This is a genomic window from Acidocella sp., assembly GCF_036489515.1.
Lineage (GTDB): Bacteria > Pseudomonadota > Alphaproteobacteria > Acetobacterales > Acetobacteraceae > Acidocella.
This window is the reverse complement of record NZ_DASXFO010000094.1, coordinates 1-26,123: the sequence shown is the minus strand read 5'-3', so window position 1 is coordinate 26,123 and position 26,123 is coordinate 1. Positions and strand designations below refer to the sequence as shown.

Here is a 26,123-nt window from a genome sequence, read left to right as displayed (position 1 = left end):
AAAGCACGGTTTCCGCCTTGCCGCACGCCGCCCTGACACGGCAGAAAGAGACGCGGATAAAGTTTAGGACTGGGATGGTCAGGTTCGAAGATGTTTGGCTGCGCTACCGCCACCCGGCGAGGCAGGACGACGCAGAGACCGCGGTGCTGCGCGGCCTCACCTTTGAAATTCCCGATGGCGGGTTCCGCTGGCTCACCGGCCCATCCGGCGCCGGCAAGACCAGCCTGCTGAAGCTGATCTATCTGGCCGAGCATCCCAGCCGCGGCCGGATCGACATCATGGGCACGCATGTGGCGCGACTCTCCCGGCGGGACGCGGCGCTGCTGCGCCGCCGGATCGGTGTTGTCTACCAGGATTTCCGCCTGCTCGGCCATCTTTCCGCTTATGACAACGTGGCGCTGCCGATGCGCCTGGCGCGGCGCAGCGAGGCGCATATCCGCGCCGACGTGGCGGAGATTCTGCGCTGGGTCGGGTTGTCCGGCCGGCTCGAGGCGCGGCCCGACGAATTGTCCGGCGGCGAACAGCAGCGTGTGGCCATCGCCCGCGCGGTGATCGGCCGGCCCAAGCTGCTGGTGGCCGACGAGCCCACCGGCAATCTCGACGACGAACAGGCGCAGCGGCTGATGATGCTGATCACGGCACTCAACCAGCTCGGCACCACGGTGATCATCGCCACCCACAATACCGGGCTCGTGGAGCGCTATCCGGCGCCGCGGCTGGAAATGGCCGATGGCCAGCTGATCGCCCATGGTTAAGCGCAAGGACCATCTCGGCCTCAGCACCGGGCTGACCGACTGGCTGCTGCCGGTGCTGGTGGCGGCGATGAGCTTTCTTGCCGCCTTGGCCCTGGCCGGCACGCTGGCGAGCGCGGTGCTGGCGGCGCAATGGCGCAGCGACACCGCGAGCGCGCTGACCGTGCAAGTGACCGAGCCGCAGGCGCCGGATGCGGCGGGCGCGCAGAGCCGGGCCACAGCGGTCTTGGCGGCGCTGTCATCCGCGCCCGGCATCGCCGGCGCCGCCATCATGAGCGCCGACCAGCTGAACCAGCTTTTGGCGCCCTGGCTCGGCGCGGATGTCGCGCAACTGGCGCTGCCGGTGCCGGCGGTGATCACCGCCACATGGCAGGGCGCGGAAAACACCGACGCACTGGCCGCGTCCTTGCAGAAAATAGCGCCCGGCACGCTGGTCAGCACCGGCTCGGCCTGGGCGGCGCGGGTCGTTTCCCTCACCTCCAGCCTGCAGGACAGCGCCGCCGCGGTGCTGGTGATCGTAGCCCTGGTCGCGGCCGCGGTGGTGGCGGTGGCGACCCGCGCCGGCCTCGCGCAGCGGCGCGAGGCGATCGAGATCGTTCACGGCCTTGGCGCCCTCGATGCCGACATCGCCGCGAGCTTCGCCGCCCGCGCCACGCTGCTCACCGTCGTCGGCGCGCTGATCGGCGGGGTTTTGGCCCTGCCGGTGCTGGTCTGGCTGGCGTCACTGGCCGCCCCCTTCTCCGGTTTTGCGCCGGACAGCATCGTTCCGGGCTTGCCACCGGCTTTATGGGTGTCCCTGCCGGTGCTGCCACTCGCCGCCGCGGCGATCGGCTGGAGTACCGCCCAGCTGACCGTGCACGGCTGGCTGCGGCGGTTGGCTTAGAGAATGTCAGAAAGAGGAAAGCAGCCGCTTTTTTCAAAAAGCGGCGCAAAAACTTTTGCTATGCTGGGCCATGGGCGTTGTCGGGGACAAAGCCCATGGCCCAGCATAACAAAGTTTTTTTGCTACTTTTTGTTCACAAAAAGTAGTCCTTCCCTTTCGCTATTGCTCCCATGACTCGCCGCCCGCTCTATCACCGCCGCCCGCATTTCAGCGTCCTGCGCCAATTCTATCGGCTGGTCCTGCTGCTCTGCGCCGCCTGGGTGGTCGGCTTCGCCCTCTATCTCGTCGATGTGGCAACCGTTTCACCGCCGAATCCCATGCCGCGGGCTGACGGCATCGTCGCGCTGACCGGTGGCGACGACCGGGTGAGCGCCGGACTCGCGCTGCTCGCGCAGCATGACGCGCCGCGGCTGCTGATCTCCGGCGCCGGACGCGGCACCTATCTCGGCGACTTCACGTCCGACGACGTCAGCGCCGCCACGCGCTATGCCGGCGACATCACCCTTGGCCATATGGCCGGTACCACCTATGGCAACGCGCTGGAGGCGGCGGACTGGGCTCATACCTACCACCTGCGGACGCTGATCATCGTCACCGCCGACTATCACATGCCGCGTGCCATGCTGGAGATGCACAGGCACCTGCCGGGGATCAGGCTGATCCCCGCCCCGGTACGGCCGCCCGCCATGAACGATCTGTTCAGCCTGCCGACAATCCGGCTATTGAGCAGTGAATACACCAAATACCTTGTTGTCCGCCTCGGCCTGCGCCGGGTCGCGGTGATCTTCATCAAAATGGACTGACTCCCCTGCGCTTCCTCCGCTCCCTCACCTTCAACCTCGTGATGTTCGGCTCAGGGCTGATGCTCAGCCTCTGGGGCACGGGCCTGCGTGTCGTGGCACCGCAACGCCTGACGCCTCTGGCACAACTCTGGGCCCGGATCTGCCTCGCCACGCTACGGCTGTGCTGCGGCATCGAAGTCCGCGTTGAGGGGCTGGAGAACCTGCCGCCCGGCGGCGCGATCATCGCCGCACAGCACCAATCCGCCCTGGATATTCTGGTCTGGCTGGTGGCACTGCCTTATCCGGCTTTGGTGTTCAAAACGGAATTGCGGAAAATCCCCGTGTTCGGGCCGTTGCTGGCACCGTCCGGGATGATCCCTGTGGACCGCGACGGCGCCGCACCGGCCTTGCGAAAACTGCTACAGGATTGCCGCGCCGCCGCCGCCGCCGGGCGCCAGGTGGTGATTTTCCCCGAAGGCACGCGCGTTGCCCCCGGCGCGCGCGTCGACCTGCAGCCCGGCATCGTCGCTTTGGCAAAAGCCGCCGGCGTGCCGGTGCTCCCCGCCGCCACCGATTCCGGCACTTGCTGGGGACCGCGCGCCTTCGCCAAAACACCCGGCACCGTGCGTGTCAGGCTTCTGCCCCCCCTACCCGCAGGATTACCGCGTGACAAAATCATCACGGAACTCACCAGCGTTTATTACGGCGGAAGTTAAAGCGAAGGAGCAAAAAACTTTGCTCCGCTGGGCCATGGGCGTTGGCGCGGACACCGCCCATGGCCCAGCATAACAAAAATTTTTACGCCGCTTTTTTTAAAAAGCGGCCGCTTTCTTCCACCTAACCCGGGAGTTCGATCACCACACGCAAGCCGCCGCCCGGCCGGTCGAGGAGCAGAAGATCCCCGCCATGCGCGCCGATAATGTCCTTGGCGATGGCAAGGCCAAGCCCGGTGCCGCCGGGATCGGCGCTCTCGAACGGGCGCAGCATGGTCTCGCGCCGCGCCGCCGGAATCCCCGGCCCGTCATCGTCGATGATGATGCGCAAGCTGCGGCTGGTGCTTGTCGCCACCAGCCAGATATGCCGTGCATGGCGACGGGCATTATCCACCAGATTGGTTATCGCACGACGGATCGCCTCTGGCCGCAGCGTCGCGACCAGGCTGTCCGGCACATCGCAATCGATCACAGCACCACTGCGCCGCGCCGCCACCGCCACATCGTCGAGCAGGAGTGAAATATCGGTGGGCGCCGCCTGCTCGCTGCCCTCGCCACGGGCGAAGCTGAGATAGACGGAAATCAGCTTCTCCATCTCCTCGATATCGGTGTTCATGTCCGCCGCTTCGCCGGGGGGAATCTCCGGCAGCATGGCGAGCGCCAGGCGCAGCCGGGTCAAGGGCGTGCGCAAATCATGCGACACCCCGGCCAACATGGTTGTGCGCTGCGCCAAAAACCGTCGGACCCGGTCCTGCATGCGGTTGAACGCCGTCGCCGCGCGGCGCACCTCGATCGCGCCTTCCGGGCGGATCGGCCCGACATCGCGGCCCATGCCGAAACTCTCCGCCGCCACCGCCAGGCGCTTGATGCCGCGCACCTGGGTACGCAGGAACAAGGCGGCGATGCCGAACAGCAGCAGCGCCGTGCCGATCAGCCACAGGAAGAAGATGTACAACGTGCCGATATAGAGCCGCTTGCGCGGCACATCGATGCGCAGCACGCCATCTGCCATCTGCACATAGACGCGGATGAAATCGGCGGAATGGTTCCAGCCGACGGTGAACGGCCGGTTCAAATCGGTATTCAGCCCGTATTCCAGGTCGTTATCCACCGGCCCCGGCGCGTCCGGCGGCGGCAGGTGCTGCAACAGCTGACCGCGCAAAAACGCGGTCTTGAAGCCAAAATGCGCGTCGGTCTCCTGGATTGTCAGGTGGCGCGTATCCGGGTCGCGGTCGATCTCATCGATCATGAAGGCGACCTCACCGGCGACACTGCCCGCCAGGCGGCGCGAAAGTTCGTCGAGATGGCTGCCGTAGAAAATCTGCAGCGCCACCGCCTGCAGCAGCACCAGGGGCACCAGCACGATCAGCAACGAGCGGCCCAGCAGGCTGCGTGGCAGGAAACGTCGCAGCACGCGTTCCGCGGAAAACCCGCCCAGCCTCAGTTTCATGGCCCGGGTTTTAGCACATATCCCTTGCCGCGCACCGTGTGCAGAAAACGGGGCTCGCGCGGGTCTTCCTCGATCTTGCGGCGCAGCCGCGTCACCTGCACGTCGATCGCCCGCTCGTTCACGTCGTCGAGCCCGAGCGCCGCTGCCAGCGCCTCGCGCGAGAGAATTTCATGCGGCCGCGCCGCCAGCGCCGAAAGGAGTGAAAGTTCCGCGCCCGTCAGGCGGATGCGGCTGTCCGGCCCCACCAGTTCCGCGCGCGCGGCGTCGAAGATGGCGGTGCCGAGTTGTAACGGACCGGTCTGGACAACCGCTGGCTGAGCGCGGCGCAGCATGGCGCGGATCCGCGCCAGCAGCACCCGCGGGTCGAACGGCTTGCCGAGATAGTCATCCGCCCCGGCCTCGAAGCCGGCGACGATATCCTCCGGCGCGCCGCGTGCGGTCAGCAACAGGATCGGCAAAGTCGGCGCGCGCTCACCACGCAGGTCACCGGTGAGCGACAGTCCGGTTTCGCCCGGCATCATCACATCGAGCACCAGCAGGTCGAAATCCATGAAGCGCAGCTTGTCGCGCGCCTCCGCGGCGGTTTCCGCCATGGTCACGCGGAACCCGTTCTCCGTCAGGAAGCGGCTGAGCAGCGCGCGCAGACGCGCGTCGTCGTCCACAAGCAGGATATGCGCGCTCTCACCACTCATGCGATATCAGCCCCCGAGGCGCGGGGTCTTCGCACGATGCGCTTCGAGGTTGTCGATATAATCCCGCCCTTGCTGCAGGGTCAGCCCGCGCAGCACCCGGCGGAACCCTTCGACCGCCGGGCCGCCCGCCTCTCGGTAGGCCGACAGCAACCGTTCGCGCTGCGCCTCGAACAATTTGCGCTCCAGTTCCACGCCTTTTTCGGTCAAAGTGAGCAGGCGCTGGCGCCGGTCACTCTGGCCGGGGCTCTGCGCCACGTAACCCTGCCGGATCAGCGGCCCCAGCACGCGGGTCAGGCTCTGCTTGGTGATGCCGAGAATCGACAGCAACTGCCCCACTTTCAACCCCGGCTTGCGGGCGATCCAGTGCAGGGTGCGATGATGCGCACGGCCATAGCCAAACTCGGTGAGAAGATTATCGGCCGCGTCGTTCAGATCGCGCAACGCAAAAAACAACATGTCCTGGGCGATGCGCAGTTCCTCCTCGCGGAGGAACAGCAACCCCGCTCCCGGCAATGCCGATGAGGGGACTCCAGGAACAGGATCGCGTTTTACGGGGCGTGGACCTTGTGAAGAGGTGTCTTGCATGGCAGGTGCACAATCATTTGTTGTTCCCAGACCGACTATGACAGGTTTGCTTGCTTTTTTGCAAACTCTTTGCGCTGTGCTGTTCATAGCGTACCGGGAACGATTTTACTACGCTCTTATGACCTTTCCCGGGCCGTCTTCTTCACCTTTTCGTTCCATTCCTACATCGTGGCGTTGAACGCGCCGCCATCCAGCAGCAGATTTTGACCGACGATAAAGCCCGACTGGGTGGAACAAAGGAAGGCGCAGGCGGCACCGAATTCCTCCGGCTGGCCGACCCGGCCCGTCGGATTCTGCCGGCCACGGACCAACACCTCCTCATCGATGCTGCGACCCGACGCTGCAGCGCTCTTCGCCGCGGTGGCGCGCAACCGGTCGGTATCGAAGGGACCCGGCAGCAGATTGTTGATCGTCACATTATGCTGGGCGACATCGCGCGCCAGGCCGGCGACGAAACCGGTGAGACCGGCGCGCGCGCCGTTGGACAGGCCCAGGATCGGGATCGGCGCCTTCACCGCCGCCGAGGTGATGTTGACGATGCGGCCGAAGCGCCGCGCGATCATCGGGTCCAGCACCGCCTGGATCATCGCGATCGGGCTCAGCATGTTGGCGTTCAGGGCCGCGTGCCACATTTCCTCGGTGAACTCGCGGAAATCGCCGGGCGGCGGGCCGCCGGCATTGTTCACCAGAATGTCCGGATCAGGGCAGGCGGCCAGCGCCGCTTCGCGCCCAGCCTTGGTGGTGATATCGCCCGCCGCCGCGGTAATTTCCACGCCAGTGGCGGCGCGAATTTCCTTGGCGGCAGCTTCCAGCGCCGCTTCGTCACGGCCGGTGATCACTACCGATACGCCGGCTTGCGCCAGCGCCATGGCGCAGGCCTTGCCCAGCCCTTTGCTCGCCGCGCAGACGATCGCACGCTTGCCTTGCAGACCTAGATCCATTCTCTCTTATCCTTGTTCGGGTTGAGTGGCGGGCGCGGCCGGCGCCGCCGGACTTCTGTGCTTGGCGTGCCAGGTATCCATGAGTTTGAGCACCGTCGCCGCGGTCTCCTCGATGGAGCGGCGCGTCACGTCGATGGTCGGCCATCCTTCAGCGCTGCAGAGCCGCTTCGCCCAGAGCAGCTCCTTTTCCACAGCCTCGTAATCCACATAATCACCACTGTCGCGCTGGGCGAAGACAGCCTGGCCGGTGCCGATCAGCTTCAGCCGGTGACGGCGGATGTCGATCAGCGATTTCGGGTCGATGGTCAGGCCGATCACCGGGCAGGATGCTTCACGCAAAAATTCCGGCGGCGCGATGCCCGGCACCAGCGGCACGTTCGCCGCTTTGACGCCACGATTGGCCAGATAGAAGCAGGTCGGCGTCTTCGAGGAGCGGGACACGCCCACCAGCACCACATCCGCTTCCATCATGCCGCGCACGCCCTGCCCGTCATCATGCGAGATCACATAATGCATCGCGTCGATGCGGCGGAAATAATCGGCATCGAGCACATATTGCCGGCCCGGCTTGTGCTTCACCGGGGCGCCGATCTGCGCCTGCAGCACGTCCAGCACCGGATCCAGCACGTGCAGGAGCGTGATCCCCATGCGCGCGCAGGCGGAATCGAGCTCGCCGCGCAACGCATCATCGACCAGGCTGCAAAGAACCGGGCCGGGCTCGGCCTGCACACCTTCCAGCACACGGTGCAATTGCAGCCGCGAGCGGACCAGCGACCAGCGATGATAGGTCACATTCGGCTCGTCAAACTGCGCCACAGCCGCCCGCGCCAGGGCGTTCAAAGTATCCCCCGTAGCGTCGGATATCAGGTGTATATTTAGCCGCTCGTGTTCCATGAGCCTGTTGATAACGGGGATTAAACTCTTTGGCGCTCGGTAATTTTCGCTACATGGGGATAAAACGCGAAAACTGTAAACGGGGGACAGATTTGACAGAGTTTTGAACTGCTTGTGAGTAACCGAGTCAGATACCCCAGAATCAATAGCTTATCCTTGGTTTCTTATTGTGGATAACTTTGTGGATTTACTTTTGGATTGAGGGGAACCCCGTTATTCACAGGGTACCACTGCCTCCTCCCCGCTTTAAACTTAAAGACTTTAAGGTTAGGGGGTGGGCATGAAACTTCTGAAAGTCCTGAACGGCGAGCCCGTCTGGCCACCGCCGGTGTGGCTCATGCGTCAGGCCGGACGGTACCTTCCGGAGTATCGTGCACTGCGCGAAAAGGCCGGAGAATTTCTTTCTCTTTGCCTGAATCCCGAATTCGCGACGGAAGTGACGCTGCAACCGATCCGCCGTTATGGGTTCGACGCAGCCATCTTGTTTTCCGATATTTTAATTTTGCCGATGGCGCTGGGCCAGGGGCTGGCTTTTGCTCAAGGCGAAGGGCCTATGTTGCCGCCCCTGCATAATATTGCAGCCCTCGATCCTTCAGCGGCCCCGACGCATTACAAGCCGGTAATGGAAACCGTGCGCCGGGTGCGCGCGGCTTTGCCTGAAAAAACGGCACTGATCGGCTTTGCCGGCGGCCCGGCGACGGTCGCCTGTTACATGCTGGACGGCAAAGGCGGCGGCTTTCCGCGCACGCGGGCTCTGGCTTATGAAAATCCAGATTTTGTCACCGCCGTGCTGGATATTCTGGTCGAGGCGACGATCGTCTATCTGCAGGCGCAGCTCGATGCCGGCGCCGATTGCCTGATGCTGTTCGAAAGCTGGGCCGGGATTTTTCCGCCCGAACAGTTTCGCGCCTTTGTGATCGGCCCGACGCAACGCATCGTCACGGCGTTGAAGGCGAAGACTCCGGGCGTCAAAATTATCGGGTTCCCGCGCCTTTCCGGTCTGCTGCTTGGCGAATACACGGAAAAAACCGGGGTCGACGCAATAGGGCTGGATACCGTCACGGACCTTCCGGCGGCGATTGCCGCCTGTCCGGAAAACACGGTGTTTCAGGGAAATCTCGATCCTCTGGTGCTGAAAACCGGCGGTCCGGCGCTGGATGCGGCGGTGTTGCGGCTGCTGGAGCAGTGCCGGGGGCGGCCGCATATTTTCAATCTCGGTCACGGCATCACGCCGGACGTGCCGCCCGAAAATGTCGAACGGTTGATGAAATTGATTCGCGGCACATCTGACGTCCCATGAAAACCGCCATCGTCCTGTTCAATCTCGGCGGCCCGGACGGGCCAGAGGCCGTCAAACCCTTCCGGGTGAATTTATTCTCCGACAAGGCGATCATCCGCGCGCCGATTTTCATCCGCTTCTGGCTCTCACGGCTGATCGCTGCCTCCTCGGCCAAGGCGGCGGCGGCGAATTATGAGCTGATGGGCGGGAAATCGCCGCTGTTGGATTTGACCCAGCAGCAGGCGAAGGCGCTTGAGGGGGAATTGGGTGACGAGGTGAAAACCTTCATCGCCATGCGCTATTGGCACCCGTTCGCGAAAGAGGCGGCGCAGGACGTGAAAGCGTGGAATCCGGACCGGATTTTGCTCCTGCCGCTCTATCCGCAATTTTCCACCACCACCACCGGATCGTCTCTGACCGATTGGCATGAAGCCGCGGCTGCCGCCGGGCTCGCCAAGCCGACGACCACGTTGTGCTGCTATTTTGACGATCCGGATTACGTCGATTCGATCGCTGCCTTGGTTGATCGCGGCATCGCCGAGGCGAAAGCTTCACTCCCGCCCGGCGTCAAATTGCGGTTGCTGTTCTCGGCGCACGGCCTGCCGGAGAGCATCGTCACCGCCGGCGATCCCTACCAGGCGCAGGTCGAAGCCAACACGGCAGCGGTCATGGCGCGGCTTGCCGACAAAAATGTCGAGCACCAGGTTTGCTACCAATCGCGGGCCACGCCGCAGAAATGGATCGGGCCGAGCACGATCGAGGCGATCGAGCAGGCCGGGCGCGACCAGATCGCGGTGCTGCTGGTGCCGATCGCCTTCGTTTCCGACCATATCGAGACGTTGGTGGAACTGGACATCGAAAACCGCGAATTGGCCGCGCATCACAAGGTGCCGGGCTATTTCCGCGCCACCGTGCCCAACGCCGATCCAGCTTTCATCCGCGCTCTGGCCGGTTTGACGCGCCGCGCGCTCGCCGGGACTCACGGATTGTGCAGCCATAAAAACGGCCGTGCTTGTGGCGAAAAACACAAGGATTGCCCATGGAGTCGTTACCGAATGGGGCAAAATGCCGCCTGAGTTGATCATTTTCGACTGCGACGGGGTCTTGATCGACAGCGAAGGCGTCGCCAACGGGCTGATCGCGCGCGAGCTCACCTCGCTTGGCTGGGAAATGACCATGCAGGACAGCATGGAATTGTTCCTCGGCATGTCGATCAGCGACATGCAGCCGCTTATCGAAACCCGGCTCGGCCGCAAATTGCCGCCCAGCTGGCGCCCGGAATTGGCTGCAAAGCTGGTTCTGGCGCTGGGGGAAGAGGCAAAATTGATCGCCGGCGCGCGCGAAATGCTGGAGCGGGTGACGGAACTCGGCATTCCCTGGCGCATCGCCTCGAATTCCTCGGATCAGGAAATGGCGGTGAAATTCGCCCGTACCGGCTTGTCCGCGCTGGTGGAGGGAAAAACCCACTCCGCGGCCAGCGTGATTGCCAAAGGTGGCAGGCCGAAACCGGCACCTGACGTCTTTCTCGCCGCGGCGGCGGCCCAAAAGACCCCGCCAAAATCCTGCCTGGTGCTGGAGGATAGCGCGCTCGGCGTCACCGGCGCGGTGGCGGCGGGCATGACCTGCTATGGTTTCGCCCCGCATGGCGACGGCGCGCATCTCCGTGCCGCCGGTGCCACGGAGATTTTGCGGGATTTGCACGATTTGTTCGGAGTTCTTGCATGACCATCGACGCGTTGGTGCCGTTTTTCCGCATCATCCTCGCCTGCCATATCGTCAGCTTCACGGCCTGGATGGCGGGAATGTTCTACCTGCCGCGGCTCTACGTGTATCATTGCCAGGTCGCCCCCGGTTCGGCGGAATCCGCGCGCTTCAAGGTGATGGAACGGCGCCTGCTGCGGCAGATCACCAATCCGGCGATGGCCGCGACCTGGATTTTCGGCATTCTTCTGGTCCTGACCCCTGGCGCCGTGAACTGGCACGCCGCCTGGTGGTGGACCAAGCTGATCTGCGTGGTGCTGATGAGCGGTTTCCACGGCGCCTGCTCGAAATGGCGCCGGAATTTTCTTAACGACGCCAACACCAAGTCAGAAAAATTCTACCGCATCGCCAATGAGGTGCCGACGGTGCTGTTCGTGATCATCGTCTTTTCGGTGGTGGCGTAAGACAAGCGAAGGGGAAGGCTACTTTTTGTGAACAAAAAGTAGCAAAAAAACTTTATTAATCTGGACCATGGGCGTTGTCGGGGACAACGCCCATGGTCCAGCATAACAAAAATTTTTGCGCCGCTTTTTTAAAAGCGGCTGCTTTCCTTTCTTCCTGGAGGGGACATAGCTTCGGTGCCCTCTTGCATTTCCAAAATTCTTAGCCAATAAGCGCTTTAGGCCGTCCGTGCCGACGTGGTTTTTCTGGCCGCGATCATTCTCCCCTCTACCTATTTCGGCCCCGCATCCGCAGGGGCAGATCGGACTCTCCATGCATCTCGCCGAACTCAAGGCTAAATCGCCATCGGATCTTCTCACCCTCGCTGAAGAGCTGGAGGTTGAGAACGCGTCCAGCCTGCGCAAACAGGACATGATGTTCGCGATCCTCAAGGCGTTCGCGGAGAATGATCAGGCGATTCATGGCGACGGCACGCTGGAAATCCTGCCCGACGGTTTCGGCTTTTTGCGCAATCCGGAAGCCAATTACCTGCCCGGCCCGGAAGATATCTACGTTTCTCCCGCCCAGGTCCGGCGCTTTTCGCTGCGCACCGGCGATACGGTCGACGGCGAAATTCGCGCACCCAAAGACGGCGAGCGCTATTTTTCGCTGGTCAAGGTCGACAGGATCAATTTCGAGTCCCCTGATGCGGTCAAACACCGCATCAATTTCGACAATCTGACGCCGCTTTACCCGACTTCGCGCCTGAAAATGGAAGTCGAAGTGCCGGAGCCGACGGTGAAGGGCCTGCCCAAGGACAACACCTCGCGCGTGATCGACCTGATTGCGCCGATCGGCAAGGGCCAGCGCGCGCTGATCGTCGCCCCGCCGCGTACCGGCAAGACCGTGATGCTGCAAAATATCGCCTCCGCGATCTCGGCGAACCATCCGGAAGTGTTCCTCATCGTGCTGCTGATCGACGAGCGGCCCGAGGAAGTGACCGATATGTCGCGCTCGGTGAAGGGCGAAGTGGTCGCCTCCACCTTTGACGAGCCGGCAATCCGCCACGTCCAGGTGACGGAAATGGTGCTGGAAAAGGCCAAACGCCTGGTCGAACACAAGCGCGACGTGGTGATTCTGCTCGATTCCGTGACCCGGCTCGCGCGCGCCTACAACACCGTCGTGCCGTCGTCCGGCAAGGTGCTGACCGGCGGTGTGGACGCCAACGCGCTGCAGCGGCCGAAGCGCTTCTTCGGCGCGGCGCGTAACATCGAGGAAGGCGGTTCGCTCACCATCATCGCCACCGCGCTGATCGATACCGGCAGCCGCATGGACGAGGTGATCTTCGAAGAGTTCAAGGGCACCGGCAATTCCGAGCTGATCCTGGACCGCAAGCTCTCCGACAAGCGCACCTTCCCGGCGATCGACATCACCAAGTCCGGCACGCGTAAGGAAGAATTGCTGGTGGAGAAATCCGTGCTGTCGAAGATGTGGGTGCTGCGCCGCATCCTCAACCCGATGGGCACCATCGACGCCATGGAATTCCTGCTCGACAAGCTGAAATATTCCAAGACCAACGCCGATTTCTTCGAGGCGATGAATACCTGAGGAAGGAAGACTACTTTTTGTGAACAAAAAGTAGCAAAAAAACTTTGTTAATCTGGGCCATGGGCGTTTGCGCTGACAACGCCCATGGCCCAGCATAGCCAAAAGTTTTTGCGCAGCTTTTTTCAAAAAGCTGCCGCTTTACTTCCCTGTGATAAAGCCGGTGATCGTGGTCACCGCCTGGCCTTCGACGCCAAAATAGCCGTGATAGGATAACGGGTCGCAGGGTCCGGATTCCGGGAACAGGATCGCCGCGGCAACGGGATGCTCCGGCAGGTTGGCCAGAAAGGATTCCGTCACCCCAGGCCGTATTTGGATCGTGGCGGCGATTTCGGCGGCGTGGGCGTTCGAGCCCGCAAGGGCGGCGAGCCCGGCGGCAAACCATAGAAAACGCAAATTCTGTCTCCGTTCAGCAAAAACTTTTGGGCCGCTGGGCCAGAGGCTGTGTCAGCAACACGCCCATGGCCCAGCGGAGCAAAGTTTTTTTGCTACTTTTTGTTCACAAAAAGTAGTCTTCCCTTGCTTCAATGGCAGCCATTCGTGCCACGGCAAAACTCTCCCCTTGCCAGGAGGCGTAAAAGATCCGATCTAGCCTGCAATAGGACCTTTCCAGTCCGCTTTATTGAAGGATGACTTTGATGTTCATCGAAACCGAAGGCACGCCCAACCCGGCGACCCTGAAATTCCTCCCCGGCCGTGACATTCTCGGCACAAACACGGCCGATTTCGCCGACGCCGACGCGGCGCTGATTTCGCCGCTGGCCGAGGCGCTATTCGGCATTGAGGGCGTGGCCCGCGTGTTCCTGGGCGGCGATTTCGTCACCGTGACGAAGACCTCGGAGACCGACTGGTCGGAGCTCAAGCCACAAATTCTCGGTCTGCTGATGGAGCATCTGCTGAACGACCGGCCGATCATGAAAGAGGGCGCCGCACTTCTGGCCGAGGATGTGGACCCGGCCGACATGGAGATCGCCGAGCAGATCAAGGAACTGCTCAACGAGCGCATCCGCCCGGCGGTGGCCGGCGATGGCGGCGACATCATTTTCCGCGGCTATCGCGACGGCGTGGTCAGCCTGACCATGCAGGGCGCCTGCTCCGGCTGCCCCTCGTCCACGGCGACGCTGAAGCACGGGATTGAAAACATGCTGAAGCACTACATTCCCGAAGTGCAGTCGGTGCAGCAGGCTTTTTAGAGAGGAAAGGCTACTTTTTGTGAACAAAAAGTAGCAAAAAAACTTTATCAATGCTGGGCCATGGGCTTTGTCGCCGACAACGCCCATGGCCCAGCATAACAGAAGTTTTTGCGCCGCTTTTTTCAAAAAGCGGCTGCTTTCTTTTATCTGAGATAACCAGGGAGATTCTCATGGCATTGGACGATTCCGCGCTCGATATCCTGTTTCGCTCCGCCCGCACGAAATGGGAGTGGACCGACCAACCGGTCACTGAGGAAGATCTGCACGAGCTCTACGACCTGGTGAAGCTTGGCCCCACCTCGGCCAATACGTCTCCGGCGCGCTTCATGTTCGTGCGCTCTGAGGCAGGCAAGGAAAAACTGAAACCGGCCCTGAGTGCGGGGAATGTCGACAAGACCATGGCGGCGCCGGTCACCGTCATCGTCGCCCAGGACCCGCTTTTCTATCAGCACCTGCCGAAACTCTTTCCGCCGGCGGACGCGAAATCCTGGTTCTCCGGCAATCCGGACCTGGCGGAGGAGACCGCGTTCCGCAATTCCACCCTGCAGGGTGCGTATCTGATCGTGGCGGCACGCGCGCTGGGCATCGATTCTGGCGCGATGTCGGGCTTCGACCGCGCCAAGGTGGACCGCGCCTTCTTTGCCGAGACAGGCTGGAAGTCGAATTTCCTGATCAATCTCGGCCACGCCAAGCCGGGTGAGCACCCCTTCCCGCGTCTGCCGAAGCTCACTTTCGAAGAAGCCACGAAGTTCGCTTGAGCATTCTGGCTATCGATGCGGCGGGACCGCAGGCCGGCATCGCTCTGCTGGGGGATGACGGCCAAGTGGTGTGGAAGAAGTTCACGGCCGGAAGGCCGGGTCTGATTGAGACATTGCCGGTGCTGCTTCGCGAGGCGGCGGCCGAGCGTTCTGATGCGGTGGCGGTGACGATCGGGCCAGGCAGCTTCACGGGGCTGCGCACCGCACTGTCGCTGGCCCAGGGTTTTGCCGCCGCTGCCGGCATTCCGCTCCTGGGCGTGACCGTCGCGGAAGCCTATCGCGCGGCGTTGCCGCATCTGGATCGTCCGCTATGGATCGCCATCCGGGCCCGGCGTGACCGGATTTTTCTGCTCCGTGGGGAACAGGCGGAGGCGTTCGCCGACGCCGATCTGCCGTTGCCGGACGGACCGGTGGCGCTGGCCGGCGATGCCGCCGACGAGGCGGCGGCGCACTTCGCCGCTCGGGGTGTCGATGTGATGTTGACCGACGCCAAATATCTGGACCCGGCCTGGGTCGGCCAGGCCGCTCTGACGCGTCGCGCGGCGGGCTTGCCGCCGCGCCCGGCAGAACCGCTCTACATCGACCCGCCGGAAGCGAAATTGCCCGCCGCCGGGTTGCGCCCGCCGCCGCGGTGATCGAGGCCGGTCCCGCCTACGCGCCGGTTCTGGCACTGCTGCATGCCGAGGCCTTTCCGCACGAGCCCTGGAGCGAGACAAGTTTTTCGACGTTGCTGGCCCAGCCGGGCGTGGTCGCACTGCTTGATGAGCGAGGCGGGTTTCTGGTTCTGCGGCTGGTGCTCGACGAGGCGGAAATTCTCACGCTCGGTGTGACCCGCAGGCGTGAGGGGATTGCGACGGGGTTGCTGAATGCGGCGCTCGAGTTGCTGCGGCGCCGGGGGATCGTCATGTTGCATCTGGAGGTCGCGGCGTCCAATTTGGCCGCCCGGGCACTGTATGAGAAAGCGGGTTTTACCGAGGCCGGGCTGCGGCGGCGCTATTACGCCGATGGCAGTGACGCTCTCATGCTTGTGCTCAGGATTGGAGAGAAGAAAGAAGCCGCTTTTTAAAAAAAGCGGCGCAAAAATTTTTGTTGTGCTGGGCCATGGGCGTTGTCGCCAACACAGCCCATGGCTCCAGCGGAGCAAAGTTTTTTTGCTACTTTTTGTTCACAAAAAGTAGGTCTTCCTTGCTTACTGCGACTGCAGAAGCGCTGTCAGCAAGCCCGGCGACAGGCGGATATTGGCGAAATCGGCGGGGGGCATGAATTCATCGCTCGGCTGTGGGGCATACGTGACGGAAGTTGCCGTCACCTCGGCAGCACCATTGCTGTCATGCCCATCGAACTGCAGCACCACGCCGTCATGGGTGATGCAGGCTTGCGCCTCCCCTTGGTGGCTGGTGATCCGGTAGCGCTCGCAGCCGAACCCGGCGTAATGCCCATGGCCGAGCAGTGTGAAATGCGCGCCGCCGGCATTGGCGATCTGCCGGGTGATGCCGGAAAAATCCGGTGTGTCCACCACGGCGTGCAGCGCCGGCACCACCACCTGCGCCTGTCCGGAAGGCAGATTGGCCAGGACAAAAATATGCTGCGCCGGGCTGTCGATGCGCGCCAGCTCGTCCGCCGCGTCGTAATGCAGCAGGTACGTCTGCGGATCACGCCCCGGAATGGCGAGCTGGTAGGTGACCGCCACGTCGTGGTCCGGCAGGAAGCGCGGCACCGGTGCTGCGGCCGCGCTGCCGGCGGCGCAACATCCCAGCAGGGCCAAAAATTTTCCGCTCACTCTCATCCCAGTCTCCGCAAAGTCTCGATTTCCCGCGCCAGCCGTATTGCGTCCGGCGCCGCGACAAATCGCGCCGGCACGTCCACCGCCTCGGCCAGACGCGCATGATAATTGGCGCGCGGAACTTCCACCGCGCCGAAGCGTGCCAGATGCGCCGTGATGAACTGCGTGTCCAGCAGTACGAAGCCGCTCAGCCGCAGCCGCGCCACCAGATGCACCAGCGCCACCTTGGAGGCGTCGGTGGCGGTGGAGAACATGCTTTCGCCGAAAAACGCGCCGCCGAGGGAAGCGCCATATAGCCCGCCGACCAGCCTGCCGTTCTCCCAGGTTTCGATGCTGTGCGCGAAGCCGAGCTCGAACAATTCGGTGAACAAACGTTCGATCTCGGCGTTGATCCAGGTTTCCGGCCGGTTCAGCCGGGCGGCGGCGCAGCCGGCGATGGTGGCGGAGAAATCGACGTTCGCCGTCACCTCGAAACGGCCGCTGCGCAGGGTCTTCATCAGGCTGCGCGGAATGTGGAAGTCATTGAGCGGCAGTACCCCGCGCGCCTCCGGGTCCAGCCAGTGCAACGCCCGGCCGCGGCGCGATTCAGCCATGGGAAACAGGCCGAGCCGGTAGGCGCGGAGCAAGAGATCGGCGTTCAGGTTGAAGGGCCGGTTGGACATCGCTGCTACGCTGACATGGTCCCGACGGCTTGTCATGAAAAGACTTTTTCCACCCGCGGAGCAGCAAAAAACTTTGTTAATTCGGGCCATGGGCGTTGTCGGCGACAACGCCCATGGCCCAGCATAAAAGAAGTTTTTGCGCCGCTTTTTTTAAAAAGCGGCTACTTCCTTCGCTCAGTGCACGGCCGGGGAGACCGCCCAGGCATGGCAGTGCACCAGGCCGTCATCATGATAAAACTTGTCAGACTCAGCATCGTGATCATGGAACTGTTCCGTTTCGGTTGAGCCCGCCATGGCGGTGGTGGAGGATTGTCCGGCGGAGATGGCGGTGGCCACTGCGTCGAAATAGCTGGTGCCGACTTCGCGTTGGTGCCGGGTGGCGGTGTAGCCGTCCGGCTCGGCGGCGAATTCCGCCTGCTGCAGTTCCGAATAGGCTTCCATGCCGCGGGCCGCGTAGCCCTTGGCGAGCTGGAACATTGAATAGTTCAGCGCGTGGAAACCGGCGAGGGTGACGAACTGGAACTTGTAGCCCATGGCGCCGATCTCCTGCTGGAACGAGGCGATCTTTTCCGGGCTCAGTTTCTTGAGCCAGTTGAAGCTCGGCGAGCAGTTGTAGGCCAGCAGCTTGCCGGGGAACTTGGCGTGGATCGCGTCGGCGAACTGTTTCGCCTCGTCCAGATTCGGCTCGGAGGTTTCCCACCACAGCAGGTCGGCATAGGGGGCATAGGCCAGGGAGCGGGCGATGGCGTATTGCACGCCGAGGCCGGGCTTGATGCGGTAGAAGCCTTCCGGGGTGCGTTCGCCGGTGAGGAAGGGGCGGTCGCGTTCGTCCACGTCGGCGGTGAGCAGCTGTGCGGCGTGGCTGTCGGTGCGGCACAGCACCAAAGTAGGCACACCTTCCACGTCGGCGGCCATGCGCGCGGCGTTCAGGGTGCGGATATGCTGGGAGATCGGCACCAGCACCTTGCCGCCGAGATGGCCGCATTTTTTCTCGGATGCGAGCTGGTCTTCGAAATGCACACCGGCGGCGCCGGCGGCGATCATCGCCTTCATCAGCTCATAGGCGTTCAGCGCGCCGCCGAACCCGGCCTCGGCATCGGCGATGATCGGCGCCATCCAGTACTGGGAGGTATCCCCTTCCATCTTCGCGATCTGGTCGGCGCGGCGGAGTGAATTATTGATGCGCGACACCACTTGCGGCACTGAGGAGACCGGATAGAGCGACTGGTCGGAATACATCTCGCCGGCATTGTTGGCATCCGCCGCCACCTGCCAGCCGGAGAGGTAGATCGCTTTCAGCCCCGCTTTGACCTGCTGCATCGCCTGGTTGCCGGTGAGCGCGCCGAGCGTGTTCACGTACGGTTCCGTATGCAGCAGCTGCCAGAGCCGCGCCGCCCCCATCTCCGCCAGCGTGTGCTTGACCCGGAAGCTGCCGGCCAGGCGCTCGACATCGGCGGCGGTGTAATCGCGCTTGATGCCGTCGAACCGGCCCGGCGCCGCGGCGATGCCCATGCTGATGCCGTCGGGAGAATAAAGCGGTGTGATTTTCGTCATCATGATAAAAACTCCTTCACGCGTTATTTCGGTCCTGTGGCGCGAGGGGTTTGGCTTCGGTCTCGCGCTGAACAATTGGTTTGGACTTTGGCGGCGTCTCCACTGCCTCCTGTCGTGAACGTAAAATATTTACATTGCATTGCGATGGACAGGGCTAAAACGCGGGACGGTGCCGAAACGAGTGATGGACTTCACTGTAAAAATTTGCGATTTGTAAAACATGTCAAAAACTGCCATCGGCAAGACGATCCGCCGCCTGCGCATGGAGCAGGGCTATTCGCAGCAGGGTTTCGCGCAGAAGCTGGGGATTTCAACCAGTTATCTGAATCTGGTCGAGCATGACCAGCGCAACGTCACCGCTTCGCTGCTGTTCAAGCTGACGGACATCCTCAACGTCGATCTCGCCGCTCTGTCCGGGGTGCAGGAGCGCGAGCTGGAAGTGGCGCTGCGCGAGGTTTTCGCGGACCCGCTGCTGGGGCTGGAAGAGCCGGTGCCGGAGACGGAAATCCGCTCGATCGCGGCCACCCCAACGGGCGCGCGGGCGATCCTGGCGCTGCACCGCGCCTGGGCCGGCGCGCGCGAGGATTCCGGCGGGATTCTCCTGCCCTCGGGGCGCAAGATCATGCTGCCGAACGAGGAGGTGCGGGATTTTTTCCACGACCATGTCAATCATTTCCCGGTCTTGGAGGAGGTGGCGGAGGCGATCGGGGAGTCATTGAACGCGGTGGAGCTCGGCACCAGCCACGCGCTGGCCGAACGCTTGCGGCGCCAGCACGGCCTGGTGGTGAGCGTGAAGAACACGCCCGGCGCGCTGCGGATTTTTGACGCCAAGGCGCGGCTGCTGACCCTCTCGGAAGACCTCTCGCGCGAGAGCCGGGGGTTCCAGATGGCCTTCCAGCTGGCGCTGCTGGAAGGCGGCGACGCGGTCGAGGCGATCGTGCGGGCGGCGGCCCCCTCCTCGCGCGACGCCGCGGAGCTCTTGCGCATCGGCCTGCTGAACTATGTCGCCGGCGCGATCCTGATGCCCTACGAGCCGATGCTGCTGGCGGCCCGGGCGCTGCGCTACGATGTGGAGGCCATCGCCGCGCGGTTCGGCGTGTCCTACGAGCAGGCCTGCCACCGCCTCTCCACCCTGCAGCGGGTCGGCGCGCGCGGCGTGCCGTTCTTTTTCCTGCGCGTGGATCCGGCCGGCAATGTGAGCAAGCGCTTCTCCGCCGCGGGCTTTCCGTTCATGCGCTTCGGCGGCACTTGCCCGCGCTGGGTCGTGCATTCGGCCTTCGCGACCCCGGGGACGATCCGCGTCCAGGTGGCGCAGCTCTCGGACAAGGAGACCTATCTCTGCTTCGCCCGCGCCGTCGCCGGCCGTCCGGCACGCTGGGGCGACCCGCCGCCGGTGCGGGTGGTGGCGATGGGCTGCGATGTCAGCCATGCCGCCGAGCTGGTCTATGGCGACGGGTTGAACCTGGCCACCGCCGCCGTGGGCATCGGCCTGTCCTGCCGGTTGTGCGAACGGCAGGATTGCCGCTCCCGCGCCTTTCCGCCGATCGCGCACCGCCTCACCATCGACACGCAGACCACCAGCGCCAGTCCGTATCGGTTTGAAGCTAAGGGAAAGCAGTAAGCAGCCGCTTTTTGAAAAAAGCGGCGCAAAAACTTCTTCTATGCTGGGGTATGGGCTGGGTCGGCGACAACGCCCATGCTCGGCGTAAAAAAGCTTTTTTTGCTTCCTATATAGGCCAAATGCCCTATCCAATTTCCGACCATTACGACGGTAAGAATTTTTTCAATCCGGAGCCGACCCAGCGCGGTGGCGGCGGCAAGCGGCGCGGCGGCTTTTTCTCCGTCCTGCGGTCGCGCTGGCGTAAGGATTCGGGGTGGGCGACCTGGCCGAAACGGATCGAGAACGCGCCCCACCCGCCGCCGGGCCCACCGCCGACCGTGACCTTCATTGGCCACAGCTCGTTTCTGCTCCGCTTGCCGGGGCTGACGCTGCTCACCGACCCGGTCTTCTCGCGCCGCTGTTCGCCGTCACAATGGGTGGGGCCGAAACGGGTGCGTGACCCAGGGCTGCGGCCGGACGACCTGCCGAACATCGACCTGATCCTGCTCTCGCACAATCATTACGACCATATGGACGTGCGCGCCTTGCGCCGGATCAGACGGCGCTTTCCTCACGCCGCGATCGTCACCACGCTCGGCAACGCAGCGTTTCTGGCGCGCAAAGGCCTGCACGGCGCGGTCGAGCTGGACTGGTGGCAGGAAACTGCGCTGGGGCACACGACCATTACCGCGACCCCGGCCCGGCATTTTTCCGCCCGCACCCTATGGGACCGCAACGAGACGCTATGGGCGGGGTTCATGCTTCGGACGGGCGGCGCAAAAATCTATTTCGCGGGGGATACCGGGTACACGAAATTTTTTGCCGACATCAACGCGCGGCTGGGGGCGCCGGACCTCGCTCTGCTGCCGATCGGCGCCTATGAGCCGCGCTGGTTCATGGGCCCGGTGCATATGAACCCGGCAGACGCGGTGATGGCCTTCCAGGATCTGCAGGCGCGCCGGGCGGTGGGAATGCATTACGGCACGTTTCAGCTCACCGCCGAGGAAATCGACGCCCCACAACGCGATCTGGCGGCGGCGCTGCACGCGGCGGGGATCGAGAGGGAACGCTTCGTGGCGCTGGATATTGGCGAGAGCCTTGATCTCGCGGAAGTTCTGGTGCCCGCTTAAGGCAAGTAAAAGACTACTTTTTGTGAACAAAAAGTAGCAAAAAAACTTTGCTATGCTGGGCCATGGGCGTTGTCGCCGACACAGCCCATGGCCCAGCATAGCAAAAATTTTTGCGCCGCTTTTTTTAAAAAGCGGCTACTTTCTTCACCGGCGGCTTTTTCGCGGCTGGCATCGGGGTCTTGTCGGGATAGGTGCAGAACGCCGCCCCCGGGCAGCGCCAGCATTCCGGTGTGCGCGCCTTGCACAGATAGCGCCCGTGCAGGATCAGCCAGAGATGCGCCGGTTTCAGCATTGCCTCGGGGATGCGTTTGAGCAGCGCGTCTTCGACCGCGCGGGGGGTACTGCCCGGCGCCAGGCCGGTGCGGTTGCCGATGCGGAAGATGTGCGTGTCCACCGCCATGGTGGCCTGGCCGAAGATTTCGTTCAGCACCACGTTCGCGGTCTTGCGGCCGACGCCGGGGAGCGCCTCCAGCGCCTCGCGGTCGCCCGGCACTTCGCCGCCATGCCGGTCCAGCAAGAGCTGCGAGAGCGCGATGACGTTCTTCGCCTTGGCCTTCCACAGCCCGATGGTCTTGATGTATTCGCCCAGGCCCGCTTCGCCGAGGGCGGCGATGTCCGCCGGGCCGGGCGCCTTTGCGAAGAGTTTTTTGGTGGCGCGGTTCACGCCCACGTCGGTGGCCTGGGCCGAGAGCACCACCGCCACCAGCAATTGGTACGGCGTCTCGTAGTCGAGCTCGGTGCGCGGGTTTGGATTGCCGCCGGCGATGGCGGTCAGGAACGGGCCGATATCCGCCGGCTTCATCAGTTTGATTCGAGCGCGCGACGGGCGTTTCGCCACGGTTGCAGGGTCCGTCTCACTCTTTCGTGTCAGGGTTTTCGCCGGTCTCGCCATTTTCTCCTTGCCTGCTGTGCTGTCTGTACGATCTATGCGGTATGGACGTGCCTGCCGCCAGTGTTGACCGGCTGATGTTCGAGGCGGAGGTGAAGCCGCATCGCTCGCTGTCGCGCCGCGGCCTTGGCCTCGTCATCGCCTTCATGTGCCTGGGCTCGCTGTTCGTCACCAGCCTGATGGCATTGCTCGGCGCTTGGCCGGTGATCGGGTTCAATGGCGCGGATCTGTTGCTGGCGCTGGTGCTGATTTGGCTGAACGTGCGGGCCGCGAGGGCGCGCGAGACGATCCGCTTAAGCGAGCGCGAGCTGTCCGTGCTGCGGCGCGACGCGGCCGGACGGCAGACGCGCGTGACCCTCTCGCCGGCCTGGCTGAATGTGGTGTTGGAAGAGCATGCCGGCACGGTGCCGAAACTGCTTTTGACGACGCGCGGGATTTCCTGCGAAGTGGCGCGGCAGCTGGGCGAGGCGGAGAAGCGCGACCTCGCCGCAGCGCTGGGCCGCGCCCTGCAGCGCTGGCGCAACCCTCGGTTCGACAATCCGCAATTGCGCTGAGGGTATGGTCCCGGCGTAAAGAATTCATATAAACGTTATGTACCCGATGCCCGAACTTGCGAGAGAGTGCTGCCAATGGACCAGCTGACCCAGGAAGACACTCGTCTCGGCGGCGCGGATCAGGCCATAAGGAGGGCGGTCGTCGACCTCGGCTCCAATTCGGTGCGGCTCGTCGTCTATGAGGGCAACGCCCGCAACCCCGTGCAGATTTTCAATGAGAAGGCCGTGCTGCGCCTGGCGAAAGGCATGACCAAGACCGGCCTGCTGGATCCGGCGACGATGGACCAGGCGGAGACGGTGCTGTGCCGCTACGCTGCCATCGCTCGCGCCATGGGGGCGGCGCCCTTCGAGGTGCTGGCCACCTCCGCGGTGCGCGATGCTGCCAATGGTGGGGAGTTCGCGCGGCGCATGACCGCCCTCGTGCCGGACATGCGGATCAACATTCTCTCCGGCGAGCAGGAGGCCACCCTCGCGGCCGAGGGGGTGCTGTGCGGCATTCCCGCGGCGGACGGGGTGCTGGCCGATCTCGGCGGCGGTTCACTCGAGCTGGTGCGGCTGGAGGCCGGGCGCATCGGCCCGGCCGCGACCTTGCCGGTGGGCGTGATCCGCCTCGCCGACCGGGCCGGCGGCGATCTGCTCAAGGCGCGCAGCATTGTCAGCGCGGCGCTGGAGGATACGCCCTTCATCGGCGCGGCGGGGGGGCGGGATTTGTATCTGTCGGGCGGCGGGTTCCGGGCTCTGGCGCGCATTCATATCGCCCAGACTGGCTATCCGCTGAACATGGTGCATCACTACACGATTGGCCGGGAGGAAGCGCGCGACCTGGCCGGGGTGGTGAGCGAGGCCGGACGCAAGCTGATCGAGCGCATGCCCGGCGTGCCGCGCCGGCGCATCGAGGATCTGCCCTATGCCGCGCTGATCCTGCGCCGTCTGCTGCGCGCCACCGGCGTGAACCGCGTGGTGTTCAGCGCCAACGGGCTGCGCGAGGGCTGGTTCGCCCGGCAGATGCCGGCGGACATCCGCGCCGAGGACCCGCTGCTGGCCGCCGGGCGCGATCTGACGCGCGGTATTTTGCGGGATCCGAAACTGCCGCCGGCTTTGATCAATTGGACCGCACCGCTGTTTGCTTCCGAGACCGCGGCGCAGCGGCGCCTGCGCGAAGCCGCGTGCTGGCTCTCCGACATCGGCAGCCACGAGCACCCGGAATACCGTGCCGAGCAGGCGTTTCTGCGGGCCTTGCGCCAGCCGGGCATGGGGGTGGACCACCACGCCCGCGCGTTTCTCGGCCTGACTCTGGCGCTGCGCTACGAGGCGTCCCCCGATGCAGCCTTCCTGGCGCCGGCGCGCACGCTGCTGGACCTGCAGGCGGCGCGGCGGGCGGAGACGCTGGGCGTCGCCTTGCGCCTGGCCTACACGCTCTGCGCCGGCACGCCGCAGCTGCTGGCCGGGGCGCAACTTGCCATCGCACCGGGGCGGCTGATCCTCGGCCTCACCGAGGCGGTTGGGGTGTTCGCTGGGGATTCGGTGCTGCGCCGGCTGGAGCGGCTGGCGCAGATGCTGGGGCTGGAGGCCGAGACCGAGCGCTGGTGAGAAAGCGCTGGTGAGAAGAGGAAGACTTCTTTTTGTGAACAAAAAGAAGCAAAAAAACTTTATTATGCTGGGTCATGGGCTTTGTCGCCGACGTTGCCCGTGACCCAGCACAGAAAAAGTTTTTGCGCCGCTTTTTTCAAAAAGCGGCTGCTTCCTTCATCCGAACAATTTCAACGCGTTGAGCAGCGTATGGTAGACGCCCCAGGCGAGCGGGACGAGCACGATGGCCCAATAGATCGTCAGCTTTACGGGGGTGGTGTCAGTTTGCATGGTGCCCTCCTTATTCCGCTGGAGCTGAGATGGAGCGGATATGCGTGCCGACCGGCCCCACCGCGAGGTTGCACAGCGCCCCAAGCAGCAGCAGCCCGGCCATGATGTACATGGTCACGGAGTAGGCATCGGCCTTCGCGACGCCGTGCGAGATTTGGTACTGGCGGATATAGTCCACCAGCACCGGTCCCAGCACGCCCGCCGCCGACCAGGCGGTGAGCAGCCGGCCGTGGATGGCGCCGACATAGGTGGTGCCGAACAGATCCTTCAAATAGGCCGGGATGGTGGCGAAGCCGCCGCCATACATGCTGAGAATGATGCCGTAGCACAACACGAACATGGCGATACTGCCGGCCCGGGCGATGCTGGGTACCGCGGCGTAAAGCACCAGGCCGAGCAGGAAGAATACGAAATATGTCGGCTTGCGGCCGATATAGTCCGAGATGGAGGCCCAGAAGAACCGTCCGACCATGTTGAACAGGCTGAGCAACCCGACGAAACCCGCCGCCGCCAGCGGCGAGACGTGACCGTGGAACATTTCCTGGATCATCGGCGAGGCCTGGCTGAGCACGCCGATGCCGGCGGTGACGTTCAGGAAGAGCATCGCCCAGAGGAGGTAAAATTGCGGCGTGCGCACCGCGGTGGCGACCTCGTAGTGATGATCCGAGATCAGCCGCCTTGTGCTGGCGGCCGGCACATATCCCGCCGGGCGCCAGCCGGGTGCCGGCACCCGCACGATCGCCGCGCCGATCAGCATGAACACGGCATAGATGATGCCGAGCGTGACGAAAGTGGGGGCGACACCGAGATCGGTCGGGGTCGCGTAATGGTGCATCAGCGCCACCGAGAGCGGCGAGGCGATCATCGCGCCACCGCCGAAGCCCATGATCGCCAGGCCGGTGGCCATGCCCGGCCGGTCGGGGAACCAGGTGATCAGCGTGCGCACCGGGGAGATGTAAGCGATGCCTAGGCCGCAGCCGCCGAGCACGCCGTAGCCGAAGAACAGCAGCGGCAGGTTGTGCAGGGATATGCCGATGGCGCCGACGACGAAGCCGCCGCCGAAGCATAAGGCCGCCGCGGTCATCGCCTTGCGCGGCCCGACACGGTCCAGCCAGGAGCCGGCGAAAGCCGAGGCGAGGCCGAGGACCAGGATGGCGACGGAAAAGATCCAGCCGATATCGACGAGCGACCAGTCACCCGGCGCCGATGCCTTAAGGCCGATCAGCCTGGTGAGCGGCAGGTTGAACACGCTGAACGCGTAGACCTCGCCGATGCAGAGATGGATGCACAAAGCCGCCGGGGGAATCAGCCAGCGGTTGAAACCCGCCGGCGCGACCGTGTGATCGCGGTCGAGCATAGACAACAAGCCCATAGCACGTTTCCCTTCCTTTGATTTTTGCTGTTTTTGAAAGGACCTTGGCC

At 63.7% G+C, this 26,123-nt stretch carries 29 protein-coding genes; 17 read left to right on the top strand and 12 right to left on the bottom strand.

Going from position 1 to position 26,123, the window contains the following annotated elements:
• Positions 1-74: 74 nt before the first annotated feature.
• The 4 genes from ftsE to VGG47_RS13950 all read left to right on the top strand — a co-directional run bounded on the left by ftsE (position 75) and on the right by VGG47_RS13950 (position 3,133).
• Complete coding sequence (gene ftsE, locus VGG47_RS13965; RefSeq protein WP_331539590.1) at positions 75-755, top strand: cell division ATP-binding protein FtsE; 681 nt, start codon at positions 75-77, stop codon at positions 753-755.
• Positions 748-1,635, top strand: a complete 888-nt coding sequence (locus VGG47_RS13960; RefSeq protein WP_331539588.1) for a cell division protein FtsX — start codon at positions 748-750, stop codon at positions 1,633-1,635. The genes ftsE and VGG47_RS13960 overlap by 8 nt, the downstream gene beginning before the upstream one ends.
• Before the next feature lie 170 nt (positions 1,636-1,805).
• Entirely contained in the window at positions 1,806-2,438 is a 633-nt protein-coding gene (locus tag VGG47_RS13955) for a YdcF family protein (protein WP_331539586.1), read from the top strand.
• 59 nt (positions 2,439-2,497) lie between these two features.
• Complete coding sequence (locus VGG47_RS13950) at positions 2,498-3,133, top strand: lysophospholipid acyltransferase family protein (protein WP_331539584.1); 636 nt, start codon at positions 2,498-2,500, stop codon at positions 3,131-3,133.
• A 121-nt stretch (positions 3,134-3,254) separates the two neighbouring features.
• Here the strand turns inward: VGG47_RS13950 and VGG47_RS13945 are convergent, their stop codons facing one another.
• From VGG47_RS13945 to VGG47_RS13925, 5 genes are all read right to left on the bottom strand, one after another.
• Positions 3,255-4,580: an ATP-binding protein gene (locus VGG47_RS13945; RefSeq protein WP_331539582.1), complete on the bottom strand. Its 1,326-nt coding sequence runs from the start codon at positions 4,578-4,580 to the stop codon at positions 3,255-3,257.
• Entirely contained in the window at positions 4,577-5,272 is a 696-nt protein-coding gene (locus VGG47_RS13940) for a response regulator transcription factor (protein ID WP_331539580.1), read from the bottom strand. Before VGG47_RS13940 ends, VGG47_RS13945 begins: the two co-directional genes overlap by 4 nt.
• Positions 5,273-5,278: 6 nt before the next feature.
• Entirely contained in the window at positions 5,279-5,728 is a 450-nt protein-coding gene (locus VGG47_RS13935; RefSeq protein ID WP_331539608.1) for a MarR family winged helix-turn-helix transcriptional regulator, read from the bottom strand.
• A 290-nt stretch (positions 5,729-6,018) separates the two neighbouring features.
• Positions 6,019-6,798 (bottom strand): SDR family oxidoreductase, encoded by a 780-nt coding sequence (locus VGG47_RS13930; protein WP_331539578.1) that lies wholly within the window; start codon positions 6,796-6,798, stop codon positions 6,019-6,021.
• A gap of 6 nt (positions 6,799-6,804) precedes the next feature.
• Entirely contained in the window at positions 6,805-7,692 is an 888-nt protein-coding gene (locus VGG47_RS13925) for a pyruvate, water dikinase regulatory protein (protein WP_331539576.1), read from the bottom strand.
• A 280-nt stretch (positions 7,693-7,972) separates the two neighbouring features.
• Here VGG47_RS13925 and hemE point away from each other — a divergent pair, with 280 nt between their 5' ends.
• From hemE to rho, 5 genes are all read left to right on the top strand, one after another.
• A complete protein-coding gene (gene hemE, locus VGG47_RS13920) occupies positions 7,973-8,992 on the top strand; it encodes a uroporphyrinogen decarboxylase (RefSeq protein WP_331539574.1) in 1,020 nt (339 codons plus the stop codon).
• A complete protein-coding gene (gene hemH / locus VGG47_RS13915) occupies positions 8,989-10,047 on the top strand; it encodes a ferrochelatase (RefSeq protein ID WP_331539572.1) in 1,059 nt (352 codons plus the stop codon). Before hemE ends, hemH begins: the two co-directional genes overlap by 4 nt.
• Entirely contained in the window at positions 10,037-10,696 is a 660-nt protein-coding gene (locus tag VGG47_RS13910) for an HAD family hydrolase (RefSeq protein WP_331539570.1), read from the top strand. The genes hemH and VGG47_RS13910 overlap by 11 nt, the downstream gene beginning before the upstream one ends.
• Positions 10,693-11,136, top strand: coding sequence for a CopD family protein (locus VGG47_RS13905; protein WP_331539568.1), 444 nt, complete (start codon positions 10,693-10,695; stop codon positions 11,134-11,136). The genes VGG47_RS13910 and VGG47_RS13905 overlap by 4 nt, the downstream gene beginning before the upstream one ends.
• A 310-nt stretch (positions 11,137-11,446) precedes the next feature.
• Positions 11,447-12,721 (top strand): transcription termination factor Rho, encoded by a 1,275-nt coding sequence (gene rho / locus VGG47_RS13900; RefSeq protein WP_331539606.1) that lies wholly within the window; start codon positions 11,447-11,449, stop codon positions 12,719-12,721.
• A 138-nt stretch (positions 12,722-12,859) separates the two neighbouring features.
• Here the strand turns inward: rho and VGG47_RS13895 are convergent, their stop codons facing one another.
• Positions 12,860-13,114 (bottom strand): hypothetical protein, encoded by a 255-nt coding sequence (locus VGG47_RS13895; protein WP_331539566.1) that lies wholly within the window; start codon positions 13,112-13,114, stop codon positions 12,860-12,862.
• A 242-nt stretch (positions 13,115-13,356) separates the two neighbouring features.
• On the opposite strand from VGG47_RS13895, the gene VGG47_RS13890 reads away from it, so the two are divergent.
• The 4 genes from VGG47_RS13890 (at position 13,357) to VGG47_RS13875 (ending at position 15,735) form a co-directional block, all read left to right on the top strand.
• Positions 13,357-13,911, top strand: coding sequence for a NifU family protein (locus VGG47_RS13890; protein WP_331539564.1), 555 nt, complete (start codon positions 13,357-13,359; stop codon positions 13,909-13,911).
• 170 nt (positions 13,912-14,081) lie between these two features.
• Entirely contained in the window at positions 14,082-14,669 is a 588-nt protein-coding gene (locus VGG47_RS13885) for a malonic semialdehyde reductase (protein ID WP_331539562.1), read from the top strand.
• Entirely contained in the window at positions 14,666-15,304 is a 639-nt protein-coding gene (gene tsaB, locus VGG47_RS13880) for a tRNA (adenosine(37)-N6)-threonylcarbamoyltransferase complex dimerization subunit type 1 TsaB (RefSeq protein WP_331539560.1), read from the top strand. Before VGG47_RS13885 ends, tsaB begins: the two co-directional genes overlap by 4 nt.
• Positions 15,301-15,735 (top strand): GNAT family N-acetyltransferase, encoded by a 435-nt coding sequence (locus VGG47_RS13875; RefSeq protein ID WP_331539558.1) that lies wholly within the window; start codon positions 15,301-15,303, stop codon positions 15,733-15,735. The genes tsaB and VGG47_RS13875 overlap by 4 nt, the downstream gene beginning before the upstream one ends.
• 123 nt (positions 15,736-15,858) lie before the next feature.
• Here the strand turns inward: VGG47_RS13875 and VGG47_RS13870 are convergent, their stop codons facing one another.
• The 3 genes from VGG47_RS13870 to aceA form a co-directional block, all read right to left on the bottom strand.
• A complete protein-coding gene (locus VGG47_RS13870) occupies positions 15,859-16,449 on the bottom strand; it encodes a hypothetical protein (protein WP_331539556.1) in 591 nt (196 codons plus the stop codon).
• Between the two features lie 2 nt (positions 16,450-16,451).
• Positions 16,452-17,114 (bottom strand): leucyl/phenylalanyl-tRNA--protein transferase, encoded by a 663-nt coding sequence (aat, locus tag VGG47_RS13865; protein WP_331539604.1) that lies wholly within the window; start codon positions 17,112-17,114, stop codon positions 16,452-16,454.
• A 174-nt stretch (positions 17,115-17,288) separates the two neighbouring features.
• Complete coding sequence (aceA, locus tag VGG47_RS13860; RefSeq protein ID WP_331539602.1) at positions 17,289-18,626, bottom strand: isocitrate lyase; 1,338 nt, start codon at positions 18,624-18,626, stop codon at positions 17,289-17,291.
• Between the two features lie 262 nt (positions 18,627-18,888).
• On the opposite strand from aceA, the gene VGG47_RS13855 reads away from it, so the two are divergent.
• Together VGG47_RS13855 and VGG47_RS13850 are read left to right on the top strand one after the other, a co-directional pair.
• Positions 18,889-20,289: a helix-turn-helix domain-containing protein gene (locus tag VGG47_RS13855; protein WP_331539554.1), complete on the top strand. Its 1,401-nt coding sequence runs from the start codon at positions 18,889-18,891 to the stop codon at positions 20,287-20,289.
• Positions 20,290-20,408: 119 nt separating this feature from the next.
• On the top strand, positions 20,409-21,398 hold the full coding sequence (locus tag VGG47_RS13850) for an MBL fold metallo-hydrolase (protein WP_331539552.1): 990 nt from the start codon (positions 20,409-20,411) through the stop codon (positions 21,396-21,398).
• 124 nt (positions 21,399-21,522) lie between these two features.
• On the opposite strand, the gene nth is transcribed toward VGG47_RS13850, so the two are convergent.
• Positions 21,523-22,200 carry an endonuclease III gene (nth, locus tag VGG47_RS13845; protein ID WP_331539600.1) on the bottom strand — a complete coding sequence of 226 codons (678 nt, stop codon included), beginning with the start codon at positions 22,198-22,200 and terminating at the stop codon, positions 21,523-21,525.
• A gap of 131 nt (positions 22,201-22,331) precedes the next feature.
• On the opposite strand from nth, the gene VGG47_RS13840 reads away from it, so the two are divergent.
• Together VGG47_RS13840 and VGG47_RS13835 are read left to right on the top strand one after the other, a co-directional pair.
• Positions 22,332-22,841, top strand: a complete 510-nt coding sequence (locus tag VGG47_RS13840; protein WP_331539550.1) for a DUF2244 domain-containing protein — start codon at positions 22,332-22,334, stop codon at positions 22,839-22,841.
• A gap of 75 nt (positions 22,842-22,916) precedes the next feature.
• Positions 22,917-24,431 (top strand): Ppx/GppA family phosphatase, encoded by a 1,515-nt coding sequence (locus tag VGG47_RS13835; RefSeq protein ID WP_331539548.1) that lies wholly within the window; start codon positions 22,917-22,919, stop codon positions 24,429-24,431.
• Positions 24,432-24,587: 156 nt separating this feature from the next.
• On the opposite strand, the gene VGG47_RS15695 is transcribed toward VGG47_RS13835, so the two are convergent.
• Together VGG47_RS15695 and VGG47_RS13830 are read right to left on the bottom strand one after the other, a co-directional pair.
• Entirely contained in the window at positions 24,588-24,701 is a 114-nt protein-coding gene (locus tag VGG47_RS15695; RefSeq protein ID WP_413788651.1) for an MFS transporter small subunit, read from the bottom strand.
• 10 nt (positions 24,702-24,711) lie between these two features.
• Entirely contained in the window at positions 24,712-26,058 is a 1,347-nt protein-coding gene (locus VGG47_RS13830; RefSeq protein ID WP_331539546.1) for an L-lactate MFS transporter, read from the bottom strand.
• Positions 26,059-26,123 lie beyond the last annotated feature (65 nt).